Source organism: Streptomyces sp. Tu6071 (assembly GCF_000213055.1).
Taxonomy (GTDB): Bacteria; Actinomycetota; Actinomycetes; order Streptomycetales; family Streptomycetaceae; genus Streptomyces; species Streptomyces evansiae.
The window spans coordinates 4,130,224-4,144,169 of record NZ_CM001165.1; the positions used below are offsets into that span (position 1 = coordinate 4,130,224).

At 74.2% G+C, this 13,946-nt stretch carries 11 protein-coding genes and 1 pseudogene; 6 read left to right on the top strand and 6 right to left on the bottom strand.

Translation table 11 applies throughout. The features are described from left to right. Positions 1-157: 157 nt before the first annotated feature. Both STTU_RS17160 and STTU_RS17165 read left to right on the top strand, forming a co-directional pair. Positions 158-1,816 carry a sensor histidine kinase gene (locus tag STTU_RS17160; RefSeq protein WP_007825112.1) on the top strand — a complete coding sequence of 553 codons (1,659 nt, stop codon included), beginning with the start codon at positions 158-160 and terminating at the stop codon, positions 1,814-1,816. After that, positions 1,813-2,487, top strand: coding sequence for a response regulator (locus tag STTU_RS17165; RefSeq protein WP_043255495.1), 675 nt, complete (start codon positions 1,813-1,815; stop codon positions 2,485-2,487). Before STTU_RS17160 ends, STTU_RS17165 begins: the two co-directional genes overlap by 4 nt. A 116-nt stretch (positions 2,488-2,603) precedes the next feature. Here STTU_RS17165 and STTU_RS17170 read toward each other — a convergent pair whose 3' ends face one another. After that, on the bottom strand, positions 2,604-3,311 hold the full coding sequence (locus STTU_RS17170) for a hypothetical protein (protein WP_234019400.1): 708 nt from the start codon (positions 3,309-3,311) through the stop codon (positions 2,604-2,606). 981 nt (positions 3,312-4,292) lie between these two features. After that, positions 4,293-4,556 (bottom strand): annotated as a pseudogene (locus STTU_RS35495) (diacylglycerol kinase); the annotation flags it as partial. 230 nt (positions 4,557-4,786) lie between these two features. On the opposite strand from STTU_RS35495, the gene STTU_RS17175 reads away from it, so the two are divergent. Further along, on the top strand, positions 4,787-6,070 hold the full coding sequence (locus STTU_RS17175) for an adenylosuccinate synthase (protein ID WP_009067045.1): 1,284 nt from the start codon (positions 4,787-4,789) through the stop codon (positions 6,068-6,070). Positions 6,071-6,186: 116 nt separating this feature from the next. Here the strand turns inward: STTU_RS17175 and STTU_RS17180 are convergent, their stop codons facing one another. Next, positions 6,187-7,656 (bottom strand): MDR family MFS transporter, encoded by a 1,470-nt coding sequence (locus STTU_RS17180; protein ID WP_007825120.1) that lies wholly within the window; start codon positions 7,654-7,656, stop codon positions 6,187-6,189. Positions 7,657-7,855: 199 nt separating this feature from the next. Between STTU_RS17180 and STTU_RS17185 the strand changes: the two genes are divergently transcribed. Next, the gene (locus STTU_RS17185; protein WP_007825121.1) at positions 7,856-8,542 is read left to right on the top strand and encodes a TetR/AcrR family transcriptional regulator; all 687 of its coding nucleotides are present in this window, start codon (positions 7,856-7,858) and stop codon (positions 8,540-8,542) included. Between the two features lie 98 nt (positions 8,543-8,640). Here the strand turns inward: STTU_RS17185 and STTU_RS17190 are convergent, their stop codons facing one another. Further along, positions 8,641-9,042 (bottom strand): hypothetical protein, encoded by a 402-nt coding sequence (locus STTU_RS17190; RefSeq protein ID WP_007825123.1) that lies wholly within the window; start codon positions 9,040-9,042, stop codon positions 8,641-8,643. 35 nt (positions 9,043-9,077) lie between these two features. Between STTU_RS17190 and STTU_RS17195 the strand changes: the two genes are divergently transcribed. Then, positions 9,078-9,641: a GNAT family N-acetyltransferase gene (locus STTU_RS17195; protein WP_007825124.1), complete on the top strand. Its 564-nt coding sequence runs from the start codon at positions 9,078-9,080 to the stop codon at positions 9,639-9,641. Between the two features lie 30 nt (positions 9,642-9,671). On the opposite strand, the gene STTU_RS17200 is transcribed toward STTU_RS17195, so the two are convergent. Beyond that, positions 9,672-10,388 (bottom strand): hypothetical protein, encoded by a 717-nt coding sequence (locus STTU_RS17200; RefSeq protein WP_007825125.1) that lies wholly within the window; start codon positions 10,386-10,388, stop codon positions 9,672-9,674. 255 nt (positions 10,389-10,643) lie between these two features. Then, positions 10,644-12,266: a PstS family phosphate ABC transporter substrate-binding protein gene (locus STTU_RS17205; RefSeq protein ID WP_007825127.1), complete on the bottom strand. Its 1,623-nt coding sequence runs from the start codon at positions 12,264-12,266 to the stop codon at positions 10,644-10,646. A 288-nt stretch (positions 12,267-12,554) separates the two neighbouring features. On the opposite strand from STTU_RS17205, the gene STTU_RS17210 reads away from it, so the two are divergent. Beyond that, positions 12,555-13,940, top strand: a complete 1,386-nt coding sequence (locus tag STTU_RS17210) for an aspartate aminotransferase family protein (RefSeq protein WP_007825131.1) — start codon at positions 12,555-12,557, stop codon at positions 13,938-13,940. Positions 13,941-13,946: the final 6 nt, after the last annotated feature.

Consider the following 13,946-nt stretch of genomic DNA (forward strand, 5'->3'; position numbering starts at 1 on the left):
GCTCCGGGTCCCGCCGGGTCCGTCGTGCGGAGGACCGGCGGCGTGTCGTGACCGGGGGCGTCCCTCTCAAGTCGGTCGCGTCCTCCTTGAGATGGACGGCCGAAGTGCATACGCGCGAGGGACGCCCGGAGGCGATCGACGCCCTAGCGTGGTGTGCATGAATGAGACTTCGGCTTCGGCTTCGGCTTCCGGACGTGAGCCGCTCGCTTCCGGGCTCGCGACGGAGCGGCGGATCGCGGAGTTCGTGACGCGCGTCATGCGCGAGGACCTGATCGCGGATGCCTTCGCGTTCCGGCCGCTGCCCGTGCGCGAGGTGCCGGAGCGAGGGGCGCGGTGGGCGTGGACGCGCTGGCTGCCGCAGGCGGTGGTGGTCTTCGCGGCGCTCGTGTGCTTCGCCGTCTCGGCGACCGGCCCGTACGGAATCGTGCTGGGTCCCGTCGCCGGGTTCCTCGTCCTGCTGGCGATGTTCCGGCCGATCGGCGCTTGGTGGCTCTCCCTGCCCCTGTGCCTGCTGCCCGCTGTCCTGGACTACTCCGTCGAGGCTTTCGCCGCCGCCTTCGTCGTTCTCGTGGTGGGCGCCTGGCAGGCGCGGCCCCGCACGGCGGCGAGCATGTGGCTCGTGAGCGCGTTCCTCGCCTTCGGCCTCAACGGCGCGCTCAACGGGGGCAACGAGGGCAACATCGGCGCGTATCTCTTCCTGAGCGCGCTCGCCCTCCTCGTCTCGGCCTCGTTGCGGGGCTGGCGGCAGGCGCGGCAGCAGGTCGCGGTGAAGGAGGCGGAGGTCGCCGAGAAGGCGGCCGAGGTCGCCCGCAAGGAGGAGGTGACCCTCGTGGAGCGTTCGCGCCGCACGCTCCTGGAGGAGCGCACCACGATCGCCCGCGAACTGCACGACGTGGTCGCGCACCACATGTCGGTCGTCGCGATCCAGGCCGAGGCCGCGCCCTACCGGGTCATCGACCCGCCGCCGGAGCTGGTCGCGGCCTTCTCCACGATTCGGGAGAACGCGGTGGTGGCGCTCACCGAACTGCGCCGCGTGCTCGGGGTCGTCCGGGCCGAGGACGCCGAACTGCCCCACACCCCGCAGCCCTCGCTCGCCGACCTCGACGCACTGCTCGACAACGTGCGCGGGGCCGGGCTGGAGGTGACGAAGCGGGTCACGGGCCGGGTGAGGGAACTGCCGCAGGGCGTCGAGCTGTCGGCGTACCGCATCGTGCAGGAGGCACTGAGCAACACCCTGCGGCACGCGCCGGGCGCGGAAGCGGTGGTCGAGCTGTCCTACGTGCTCGGCGGCTTCGGGCTGCGCGTCTTCAACTGGGCGCCGCCGGTCCCGTGGGACGAGGAGGACGCGTGGGTCGAGGAGGGCGGCCCCTGGGACGGGGAAGCCCTGTGGGAGGGCCCGGCTCCCGCCCCCACCCCCTCCCCGGCGGTCGCCGCCCCGGCCGACAGGGGCAGCGGGCACGGGCTCACGGGGATGCGGGAGCGTGTGGCGATGCTGGAGGGCGAACTGACGGCCGGGCCCACGGAGTCGGGGGGCTTCGAGGTCTCGGTCTGGATTCCGGTCCCGGTGACGGAACCGGAGGCGGAGCGGGTGCCGGAGGCGGAGCGCGGCGCGGGGCGGACCTCCGAGCGGGGGCCGGGTGCGGGGCGCGGGGCGGAGCCGGGGGCCGCCGGGCCCGCCGGGACGCAGAGCCCACCACCTCCGCCGGCCGCCGGCACCGCGCCCCCTCCGGCCACGGGCGGCGCGGGACCGCGTCGGCCGGCGGCGACCACGATGTCGTTCCGCAAGGACTCGGCGCCCAAGGAGGGCAGCGGATGAGTATCACGGTGCTGATCGCCGACGACCAGGTGATGGTCCGTGAGGGCTTCTCGGTCCTGCTCGGGGCGATGCCGGGCATCGAGGTCGTCGGCGAGGCGGTCGACGGGCGCGAGGCGGTCGAGCTGACCGCGCGCCTCGCCCCGGACGTCGTCCTCATGGACATCCGGATGCCACGGCTCGACGGCATCGGGGCGACCCGCGAGATCGTCGCGAGCCCGGTCGGGACGAAGGTGCTGGTCCTGACGACGTTCGACCTCGACGAGTACGTGTACCAGGCGCTGCGGGCCGGGGCCTCGGGCTTCCTCCTCAAGGACGCGTCGGCGCGTCAGCTCGCCGAGGCCGTGGAGGTCGTCGCACGCGGTGAGGCGCTGCTCGCGCCGAGCGTGACCCGGCGCCTGATCACCGAGTTCGCACGCGTCCCCGAGACGGTCCTGCGCGGCCCCGCGAGCCCCCACCCCGGGGGCGCCTACGGGGAGCTGACCGAGCGCGAGACGGAGGTCCTCGTGCATGTCGCGCGCGGCCTGTCGAACCAGGAGATCGCCGAGAAGCTCTACGTGGCGGAGTCGACGGTGAAGACGCACGTGAGCCGGGTCCTGGTGAAGCTGGGCCTGCGGGACCGGACCCAGGCGGCGGTGTTCGCGTACGAGAACAGGCTGGTGGAGCCGGGGTAGCAGGAAGCGACCGGGCGGCTGCGGGGCACGGGGTGCCGACCGGGGGAGGGGCGCGGCGGGGGCGCGCCGCCGGGGGCTTCACGTCGCCACGACGCCCGGGGGGGCCCCGGAGGGCCTCACGTCACCACGATGCTCCATATCCCCCGCCGTACGGTCCAGGTGCGGCTGCGGACGGGGCCGGCGGGGGCGCCGTCGACGAGGTAGTGGAAGTCGGGGCCCGAGACGGTGACGGTACGGGCGTGGGCGAGGACGGGGTCGGCCGTGCGCGCCGCCGGGACGATGCGGACCCCGGCGTAGCCGGAGGTGTCGGTGCGGGGCGCGGTCGATGCGGCGCCGACCGGGCCGAGCGGGGCGCGGGCGGGTGAGGGGGTGACGGTGAGGGAGTGCAGGGGGGTGGCGAGGTCGGCGAGGAGTTCCCCGTCCGCCTCGATCCGCAGCCCGGCCCTCGCGGCAGCGCCCGGCACCTGGTCCGGGGCCGCGCGCAGCCCCCGTATCCGCCGCCACCAGCCGTGCCCCCCGCCCGGCCGTTCCGGCTGCGCCTCCTCGCGGGGCGGTATCGCGCCCGCTCCGGCCAGCGGCCCGGCACCGGCCTCCGCCCCGCCCGAGGCCCGTACGCCGAGCCGTCGCAGCGCGCCGCCCCTGCCGCGCGCCCCGGGCACGGGCAGTACGAGAGCCCCGAGTACGACGCCGTCGCTGTCGTCGACCAGCAGGTCCCGCGCCACGGGCCGCCCCTCCAGCACCGCCCGCGCCGCCGCCACCGGATCAATGGGCACCCCGAGCACCCGCGCGAGCGCGGCCCCCGCCGAAACCGGCACCCACCCCACGACCTGCTCCCGCCCCCGCCGTCCCACCCGTCCCCGCAGCCCCCCACCATGCCCGTCGCCCGTCCGGGAGACCCCGCCCCGTTCGCCCGACACCCAGGGCTCACCCACAGAGCCCCGCCGCCGGGAGCCCCCGGCCCCGGATACCTGCGCAGGCGGCCGTTCGCTCAGAGCCCGCTGGGCCTGCGAGCTCGCAGCCTCTGATCCCCTGCCGCCGAAGCCCCCCGCCGGGAGGCCCCCGGCCTCCGCCCCCTCCGCCGGGAGGTCCCCGGCTTTCGACCTCTCCGCCGAGAGGTCCCCGCCTCGGAAGCCGCCCGCCAGCAAGCCCCCGGCTCCGGGCTCTTGCGCACGAGATCGGTCGTCCTGAGAATCCCGGGCCTGTGAGCCCTCGGCCGCCGACCCGGCAGTTCCCGAGCCGCCGTCGCCCGTGTTCCCGGCCTCGGCGCTCTCCGCCGGGAGGTCCGCGCCCCGGAAGCCGTCCGCGCGCAAGCCCCCGGCTCCGGGCTCCTGCGCACGAGGTGGGTCGTCCTGAGAACCCCGGGCCTGCGAGCCCTCGGGCGCCGAGCCCGCAGCTCGCGAGCCGCCGTCACCCGTGTTCCCGGCCTCGGCGCCCTCTGCCGGGAGGTCCGTGCCCCGGAAGCCGCCCGCCCGCAAGCCCCCGGCTCCGGGCCCCTGTGGACGAGGCCAGTCGCCCTGAGAACCCCGGGCCTGCGAGCCGGAAGCCCCCCACTCCCCGTCCCCCGAGCCCTCCGCCGGAAGGCCCCCACCCCGCGAGCCCCCACCCCGCGAGCCCTCGCCCCGGGTGCCTCCACCCCGCGAGCCCGCGCCCCGGCTGCCGCCACCCCCCGCGCCCTCACCCAACGAGCCCTGACTCCCCGAGCCCTGACCCCCCAGACCCTCGCCCCTCAGACCGTCGCCGCCCGAGCCCTCGCCCCCCGCGCCCTCGTCCCTCAGACCGTCGCCGCCCGGCCCGCCCCCCACACCCAGCAGCCGTCCTCGGTACAGCGTTCCCACCGCTCGGATCAGGGCCGCTTCGTCGCCCACCACGACCACTCGTCTCCGGCCCGCTCGGCGGATCGCGTCCGCGTACTCCTCGGGGGTTTCGGGGAGGCAGACCTTCACTTCCGCTCCCGCGGCCAGGACGTCGCGGGCGATGCGGACGGACTCGCCGTCCGTGCGGCGTGCTGTGGGGTCGATCACGAGCAGCAGGGAGGGGGCTGGGTACGCCGAGGGCTCTGGAGCCGACACCGCTGTCCTTCCTCGGGTAGTCGGGTAGCATCTTTGTGCAAGAGCCCCTTGCGCTATTGCGCCAGGGGCTTCGTCTATTCCGGGGCACCGGTCCGACGGCTCGCGGCCGATGACGGTCGCCGGTACACGCCCGCGCACTCTCAGGCGCGGCACGTACCGGAAGACGGTGTACGTCGTAACCACGTACGCCCCGACCATGGACATGCCCCACCCGGAAGGGGTGTACGCCTGTGCCCGCACTTGTGCTGCTCGGTGCTCAGTGGGGTGACGAGGGCAAGGGGAAGGCGACCGATCTGCTCGGCGGCTCGGTCGATTACGTGGTGCGCTACCAGGGCGGCAACAACGCCGGCCACACGGTCGTCGTCGGCGACCAGAAATACGCGCTCCACCTGCTCCCCTCCGGCATTCTGTCGCCCACCTGCGTGCCGGTCATCGGCAACGGTGTCGTCGTCGACCCGGCGGTCCTGCTCTCCGAGCTGAGCGGGCTGAACGAGCGCGGCGTCGACACGTCGAAGCTCCTGATCAGTGGAAACGCCCATTTGATCACGCCGTACAACGTGACGATGGACAAGGTCTCCGAGCGCTTCCTCGGCAAGCGGAAGATCGGCACGACGGGCCGCGGCATCGGTCCGACGTACGCGGACAAGATCAACCGCACCGGTATCCGCGTGCAGGACCTGTACGACGAGTCGATCCTGCTCCAGAAGGTCGAGGCGGCCCTCGACATAAAGAACCAGATGCTCGTCAAGCTCTACAACCGCCGCGCGATCGACGCCCAGCAGATCGTCGCGGAGCTTCTGGAGTACGCGGAGAAGCTGCGTCCGTACGTCACGGACACCTCGCTTGTGCTCAACAAGGCGCTCGACGAGGACAAGGTCGTGCTCATGGAGGGCGGTCAGGGCACGCTCCTGGACGTCGACCACGGCACGTATCCCTTCGTGACCTCGTCGAACCCGACCGCGGGCGGTGCCTGCACCGGTTCCGGGATCGGGCCGACGAAGATCAGCCGCGTCATCGGCATCCTGAAGGCGTACACGACGCGCGTCGGCGCGGGCCCGTTCCCGACGGAGCTGTTCGACGAGGACGGCGAGGCGCTGCGCCGCATCGGCGGCGAGCGCGGCGTGACGACCGGGCGCGACCGGCGCTGCGGCTGGTTCGACGCGCCGATCGCCCGCTACGCGACCCGCGTCAACGGCCTTACGGACTTCTTCCTCACGAAGCTCGACGTGCTCACCGGCTGGGAGCGCATCCCGGTCTGCGTCGCGTACGACATCGACGGGAAGCGCGTCGAGGAGGTCCCGTACAACCAGACCGATTTCCACCACGCGAAGCCGGTCTACGAGTACCTGCCGGGCTGGAGCGAGGACATCACGAAGGCCAAGTCCTTCGCCGAGCTGCCGAAGAACGCGCAGGCGTACGTGAAGGCGCTGGAGGAGATGTCCGGCGCCCCGATCTCGGCGATCGGGGTCGGTCCGGGCCGCAACGAGACGATCGAGATCAACTCGTTCCTGTAGGACCCGGGGCCCGGCCGGAGCCGGGCGCCCAGGGGTCCCCTCCGTGAGGTGCCCAGGGGTCCCCTCCCCGAGGTGGGCGCCCAGGGGGCCTCTCCGCGAGGTGGGTGAGTGCTCACTCACCTCGCGGAGGGGACCCTTTCCGTTTCCTCCGGCGTGCTCGCCTCCTTCTCCCGTCCCGGCAGCACGAAGGAGAGCGCGACCGCCAGGGCCGTGAAGCCGGTCGCCCACCAGAAGGCCGTCGCGAAGGCGTCCGCGAGGGAGCCGGAGCCGTGGGCCGCGCGGGCGAGGATGACGGCGAAGAGGGCGACGCCGACCGAGCCGCCGACCTGCTGGGCGATGCGGGTCACGATGCTGGCGTGCGGGACCTCGGCGTGGGCGAGGCCCCTGAAGGCGACCGTCATGAGCGGGATGACGACGATCCCGAGGCCGAGGCCGCGTACCAGCAGCGCGATCATGAGCGGCCAGGTCGTCGTGTGCGCGTCCGCGAAGGCGAAGGGGACGGTGGCCACGCCGACGAGGACGAAGCCGAGCACCGTGACCCAGCGTTCGCCGATCCGTTCGGTGAGCCCCGGCGCGAGCGCGCGGCTCAGGAGCGAGCCGACGCCCTGCGGGATGAGGTAGAGCCCGGCGACGAGGGCGCTCGCGCCGCGCAACTGCTGCCAGTAGAGCGGCAGCAGGAGCATCGCGCCGTAGAGCGAGGCGCCGGTGAGGAAGAACAGCGCCGTCGCGGCCCAGGTGGGGCGCGAGCGCAGGACTCCGAGATCGACGAGCGGCGCGCCGCCCTGCCGCACGGCCCGTACGGAGAAGACCGCGAGCAGCACCGCGCCCGCCACGAGGGGCGCCAGTACCTTCGTCTGCCCGAAGCCGCCGTCGCCCGTCACGTTCGACAGGCCCCACAGCAGTGCGACGAGCGCGGGCGCGAGGAGCAGGAAGCCGGGCAGGTCCAGGCGCGGGCGCCGGGCGTCGGGGGCGGGGGCGTCCCCCGGGATCACGCGCTGGGCGAGGACGAGCCCGGCGAGGCACAGCGGGACGTTGACCAGGAAGAGCCAGCGCCACGAGCCCGCGCCGAGGATCAGGCCGCCGATCACCGGACCGAGGATGGGGCCGACGGCTGCGGGCAGGGCGATCGTCGCCACGAGCTTGCGCGCCTGCGCGGCCGGGGCCGACTGCATGACCATCGTCGTCATGAGCGGCAGCATCGCGCCGCCGCCGAGGCCCTGGAGCACGCGGAAACCGATGAGGCTCGGCACGTCCCACGCCACCGCGCACAGCACCGAGCCGAGCAGGAAGACGGCGAGCGACCACAGCCAGAGCCGTTTCGCGCCGAGCCGCCCCTGCGACCAGCCGACCGTCGGGATGACGACGCCGAGCGCGAGGAGGTAGCCGGTGCTGACCCACTGGATCGCGTCGACGCCCGAGTGGAGGTCCCGCGCGAGGTCGTCGAGCGCGACGCTGACGATCGTCGAGTCGAGGATCACCGCGATGCCGCCGACGAGTACGGCGATCGCGATGCGCAGGGCGGTGGGGTCGAGGCGCTGGGAGGGCGGGGACGCGGAGGCGGGTGCGGGAGCGGTGCGCGAGGACATAGGGAACGGCCACCTTAAGGTACGTGAGTGCATCTTATGATGGTCGAGGGTAGGGGAACCCCGGTAAGATACGCAAGTGCATCTAAACCCGGTCCTGTCCCGGTGGCGCGGCGGGGCGGGAGAGGATGGGGGCAGAGGTGCGCAGGGTGCGCGGGGTGCGCAAGGGGGCGCCCGGGGATCGTGAGCGGAGGAGAGCGGAGTGCCGGAGAAGTCGGGAGAGCCGGAGAAGCCCGGAGAGCCCGAGGAGGCCGCAGAGCCCGAGGAGGCTGTGGCGGCCGGGAAGGGTCCGGCCGGGAAGGGCCGGGCGACGCGCCGGCGCGGGGCCGAGCTGGAGAGCGCGATCCTCGACGCCGCGTGGGAGGTGCTCCTCGCGCACGGGTACGGAGGTTTCACGTACGAGGCGATCGCGGCCCGCGCCGGGACGAGCCGCCCCGTGCTCTACCGCCGCTGGGCGAAGCGCGAGGACATGCTCCTCGCGACCCTCGTCCGGCATCTGCGCCGGATCGAGATCCCCGACACGGGCAGCCTGCGCGGGGACGTGCTCGCGTTCCTCCGCGAGGTGAACGAGGACCGCGCGGCGACCGCCGCGCTCATGCTCGTCCAGCTCGCCGACTACTTCCGCGACACGGGCACCAACTTCGTCCAGCTCCGCGCCGCCCTGAGCCCTCCGGCGCCGGGTCCGGGCGAGGTTCTCGTCGCCCGCGCGGTCGCGCGCGGTGAACTGCCCGACGTCCCCCGCCCCGCGCGCGTCCTCGACCTCCCCCTCGAACTGATGCGGCACGACCTGCTCATGCAGCTGAGCGCCCTGCCGGACGAGAGGATCGTCGAGATCGTGGACGTCGTGTGGCTGCCGCTGCTCGGGGTGACGGGGGAGCGGGCGGGATAGCGCGAGCGGGGGAGCGTGGGCCGGGGAGCGAGCGGGGTGGCGGGGCGGCGCCCGGTCCGGCCGCCCTCCGGGGCGCCCGGTCCGGCCGCTCCGGAGGACTACGCCGATTCCAGCAGCTTCTTCAGGCGGGCCAGGTCCGCCGTGACCATCTCCGCGTCGCGCTCGAACGCGGCGTCCGTCGCCCCGGCCGGACGGCGGAGGGTGAAGACGACGAGGCTCCCCGTGCCGTCCGTGATGACGCGGACCGGGTTGTTGACGACCTCGCCGTCCGGGAGGGTCACGTCGTGGTCGAGGACGCCGAGGTCGTTGGGCGGGACGAACGCGACGGTGACGCGGCCCATGGGGGTGTCGGGGGCGATCCACTCCTCCCCGTCCCGCTCGATGGAGCCGCCGAGACCGAGGGCCCAGGCGGGCAGGTTCTCCGGGTTCGAGGCGTAGGCGTAGACGTCGTCGCGGGTACGGTCGACGTGGATGCTCAAGTGGCGGGTGCTGTGCGTCATGGCGGCGACGGTAGCGGGGGGACGGGGGCGGGGTCTTGAACGAATCGGACGCGCTGCGGGACGGGGACGAGGGCCGGGCGGGCGCGCCCGCGCGGTTCGCCGCGTGCCGTACGGAGGATGTCGCGCTGCTCGACGCGCACTTGCCGTCGGGGCAGGCCACCTCGTTCCACGCGCGCCGCTTCGCGCGGCAGTGCGCGGGCGGCAGCACGTATCTCGTGGCCTGGATCGACGGCGTGCCGGTGGGCAACGGCGAGGTGCGGTGGGGTGGTTGCGCGGCACCGGAGGTGCGCGAGGCGCTCGGCGACTGCCCGGAGATCAACGGGCTCGACGTCGTCGCCGAGCTGCGCGGCCGGGGCATCGGTACGGGGCTGATCCGCCACGCCGAAGCGCTCGCCGTACGCCGGGGAACGGCCCGTATCGGCCTGGGCGTCGACGAGACGGGCAACCCGGGCGCGGCGCGGCTCTACGCCCGCCTCGGCTACCGGCCGGCGGTCCGGTACCTGGACCGCTGGTCGTACGTGGACCACGACGGGACCGAGCACCAGCAGGCGGACCCGACGCTCTTCCTGGTCAGGGAACTCGACGGCGGGGTGGCTTGAGGGGGCTTCCGGAGGGTCCGGCCCGGTCGTTCAGCTCACGAACTCCCTTTCCCCGTAGCACACTTCCGCCGTGTTCCAGTCGACTCCGAGATCCTTCGTGAACTTCCACGCCAGAGGCAGCTCTTCGAGCGGGGACACGAGGACGAGGCGGCCGTCCTCGGTGACCGAGCCGCCGCCCAGTTCCTCCCTCGCCCCGGGATGCGTGCGCAGTGCCTCGCGGAGTGCGGCGGCGCTCACGCCCGGGGCCTCGATCCGCGCCGCGTCCGTCGCGGGGGCGTGGCGCGGCAGGCAGCGGAAGGTCAGGACGGACTCCTGGTGGTAGCGCTTGGCGAGGACGCCCGCGAGGTGGCGCAGACCGTCCCGGCCCGTCCCGTCGACGTCGAACTCGCGCGAGCGCTCGAAGGTGGTCTTCCCGAGGCCGGCGGACCAGAAGACGCCGTCGAGGAGGGTGGACGCGCCGGGGCGGGCGCCGTGGGCGCGGATGATGCCCCGCACCTCGCGGTCGAAGCGGGTGAGCCGGGTACGGAGGCGGGGGTCGGCGGGGTCCGTGACGACCGCCGTGTTGTTCGTGGCGAAGACCTCGCCGGAGGGGCAGTCGCGGTGCGCGCCACCGCTGCGGGCCGGGGCGGCGTCGTACGCCCGTACGGCCTCGGGAGCGGCGGCCCCCGGCGTGGCCGTGGAGCCCATGGCCAGGGCGGAGAGAGCGACGAGGAGGCGGAGCCCGCGACGGGCGGTGGGTGCTGTCACGCGCTGCCCAACGAGCGGGTGGCGGGGTCGTTGCGCGTACGGGCGGGCGGCGGGAGGAGCCGCGGGTACGGGCGGGTGGCGGGGGGCGTACGGGCGGCGGGATGTGGCTGCGCGTACAAGTGGGGAGGTCAGGCAGGGGTGGCGTCGGCGGCGGTGCGGTGCGGTGCGGGAGGAGCGAGGCGGGGGCTCCCGGCCCGTCGGGGCCTCGTCGCTTGCGTGGCATGCGGAGGAGCGTGGGCGGGCCGGTCGCGCCCGTCACTCGCCGGGACGTTCGTCCGGCCCGCACCGGCCCCCCGTCTCCGGTGCCCCGCACGGGAGTTGGCGCTGGCGCAGGATCGCGTTCGTGCCGGGTCCCGTCGTCAGGTAGTCGAGGAAACCCGCCGCCGGGGACGTCTCGGGCGGGGTCCCGTACGTGTACGCGTACTCGACGGCCGTGAAGGGGTAGTCGGGCGTACGGGCCGTGGGCGCCGTGCCGCCGATCGTGAGGGCGCGGACCTCGCGCGGGAGGGTGTCCGCGCGGCGCTCCGCGTAGCCGATCGCCCCGGGGGTCCCGGCGACCGTGCGCAACAAGGCTTCCGTGGACGGGCGTTCGCAACGCAGGAGGGCGACGTCCGCGTTGGTGCGGCTGCGGCAGTCGGGGGCGGTGACCGCGGGTTCGCCCTCCCCCTCGTGCAGCAGCGTGTGCTCGAAGGTGGCGCGGGTGCCCGAGCCCGAGGTGCGCGAGACGACGGTGACGGGCAGGTCGGGCGCCTTCTCGCCCTTCCAGCCCTTGAGCTGCTTCCAGTGGGTGAGGTCGCCGAGGAAGATCGCGCGGATCTCGTCCGGAGTCAGGTCGCGGCGGGGGAGCTCGGCGTTCACGACGACCGTGAAGGCCGTCAGCGCGACCGGGCGGCGCACCAGCCCCGGCGCCGCGTCGATCGCCGGGCCGTCCGAGAAGGCGATCACCGAGGGGAAACGGCCCTTCGCCGCGAGGCCCCGCTCGGTCAGTGTCTCGACGCCCTCGCCGCTCCCCGCGGCGCTCACCTCCACCTCGGCCCCCGGGCACTCCTCCTCGTACGCGCGCGCCGCGCCCCGCAGCGCCGGAGCGAAGGCCGTCGACCCGGTGAGCGTGAGGCGGCCCGTCGCACAGCCGATCGGGAGGCGCTCGTCGGGCAGCAGGATGAGCGTCGCGAGGACGCACACGAAGGCGGTGAGCGCGCTGATGATCGCCCAGGCCCAGCGGGAAAGGAGCGGGGGCGTGTCGTCGGGGCTCAGCGCGCGGTTCGGCGTGACGCGGCCTTCGAGGAGACCGCCGCGGACCGTGACGGGGTCGCCGGGCGCGCCGCCGTCGAGGAGGACGAGAAGCTTGTAGTACTCGCCCCGGCCGAGCGGGACGCGCGGGATCTTGAGGGTGCCCTCGCTCCAGGCGAGCCCGGCGCCCGGCGTGAAGTGCGTGGCGAGGTGGTCGGAGCCGGGGCGCTGCGCGACGTCGAGGCCGCGCACGCGGCGGCCGGTGAACTCGGCGGTGAGGCCGTGGAGTTCGTGCCCGGTGTAGTGGGAGCTGTCGAGGAACTCGGCGCCGTCGTTCTCGACGCGGAGGAGGACGAGGCTGAGCGCGCGCCCGTGCGGGACACGCCCCTCCCCGTCGGGCCCGTCAGGGCCGTCGTCCCCGAGGCCGTCCTCGCCGAACCCGTCGAGCAGACCGAGGCTGCCCGGCGTGACGCGGCCCGTCGTACGGGCGCCCGCCCTGGCCCGTATCGGCATGTCCACCTGCACCCGGTAACCGAGGTGGCGGCGGCGCGGCACGCGGCGCTCGTACCAGAGCAGGACGATCGAGGCCGCGACACCGAGCACGGCCGTGCCGATCGCGACGACGTTCTCCGCGCTGAACCAGTCCACGGCACGCCCCCCGAAGCCAGGCCCCGGGCGCCGGTTCCCCCGTCCCCGGCGCCTCGGGGCGTACAACGTAAGCGGGACGGTGCGGGGGAGGACCCCGGGGAACGGAGTGCTCGGCCAGTGTTTACCGGGTGTTCGCCGCCGGGGGAGAACGTTCAGTTCCGCATACGCGGTACGGGGGCACGCCTCCCCCCGCCCCCGCCCCCGTACGACACTCTGTCGCCCGCGCCCCCCGCCCCGGCGACGCATCGCCCGTACCCGGCGCCCGTTCCCGTCTCCTAGCCTGGCGGCATGACCGCTCAGCAGCCTCAGCAGGCCCCGTACGTCCCCCAGCCCGACCCCGTCCGCGGTGCCGCCGTCAAGGCCGCCGACCGCGCGCACGTCTTCCACTCGTGGTCCGCGCAGGAGCTCATCGACCCGCTCGCCGTCGCGGGTGCGCGGGGCTCGTACTTCTGGGACTACGAGGGGCGCCGCTACCTCGACTTCACGAGCGGCCTCGTCTTCACGAACATCGGCTACCAGCACCCGAAGGTCGTCGCGGCGATCCAGGAGCAGGCGGCCTCGCTGACGACCTTCGCGCCCGCCTTCGCGATCGAGGCGCGCTCGGAGGCGGCGCGGCGCATCGCGGAGCGCACGCCCGGCGATCTCGACAAGATCTTCTTCACCAACGGCGGCGCGGAGGCGGTCGAGAACGCGGTCCGCATGGCGCGGGTGCACACGAAGCGGCCGAAGGTCCTGAGCGCGTACCGCTCGTACCACGGTGCGACCGCGGCGGCGATCAACGTGACGGGTGACCCCCGTCGTTGGGCCAACGACCAGGGCTCGGCGGGGACGGTCCACTTCTGGGCGCCGTTCCTCTACCGCACCGCGTTCTACGCCGCGAACGAGGCCGAGGAGTGCGAGCGCGCGCTCCAGCACTTGGCCGACACGATCGCGTACGAGGGGCCCTCGACGATCGCCGCGCTCGTGCTCGAAAGCGTGCCGGGGACGGCGGGGATCATGGTGCCGCCCGCCGGATACCTGCGCGGGGTGCGGGAGTTGTGCGATCAGTACGGGATCGTCTTCGTGCTCGACGAGGTGATGGCGGGCTTCGGGCGGACGGGCAGGTGGTTCGCGGCGGAGCACTTCGACGTCGTCCCGGATCTGCTGACCTTCGCGAAGGGCGTGAACTCGGGGTACGTGCCGCTCGGCGGGGTCGCGATCGGCGGGCGGATCGCGGACACGTTCGCGCGCACGCCGTACCCCGGCGGCCTCACGTACTCCGGGCACCCGCTGGCCTGCGCGGCGGCGGTCGCGACGATCGACGTCATGGAGGAGGAGGGGATCGTCGAGGGCGCCGAGCGGCTCGGGCGCGAGGTCGTCGAGCCCGCGCTGCGGGACCTCGCCGCGCGCCACCCGAGCGTGGGCGAGGTGCGGGGCCTCGGCATGTTCTGGGCGCTCGAACTCGTACGGGACCGGGAGACGCGCGAGCCGCTGACCCCGTACAACGCGAGCGGCGAGGCGGCGGCGCCGATGGCGGCCTTCGCGGCGGAGGCGAAGAAGCACGGCCTGTGGCCGTTCGTGAACATGAACAGGACGCACGTGGTGCCGCCGCTGAACGTGACGGAGGCGGAGCTGAAGGAGGGCTTCGCGGCCCTGGACGCGGCGCTGGGGGTGGCGGACGGGTTCGTGGGGTGACGGGCC

Bases quoted from the DNA above. Each gene is read 5' to 3' on its own strand.
- STTU_RS17210 (WP_007825131.1), top strand. From the start codon at position 12,555: ATGACCGCTCAGCAGCCTCAGCAGGCCCCGTACGTCCCCCAGCCCGAC.
- STTU_RS17190 (WP_007825123.1), bottom strand. From the start codon at position 9,042: ATGACGCACAGCACCCGCCACTTGAGCATCCACGTCGACCGTACCCGC.
- STTU_RS17165 (WP_043255495.1), top strand. From the start codon at position 1,813: ATGAGTATCACGGTGCTGATCGCCGACGACCAGGTGATGGTCCGTGAG.
- STTU_RS17180 (WP_007825120.1), bottom strand. From the start codon at position 7,656: ATGTCCTCGCGCACCGCTCCCGCACCCGCCTCCGCGTCCCCGCCCTCC.
- STTU_RS17160 (WP_007825112.1), top strand. From the start codon at position 158: ATGAATGAGACTTCGGCTTCGGCTTCGGCTTCCGGACGTGAGCCGCTC.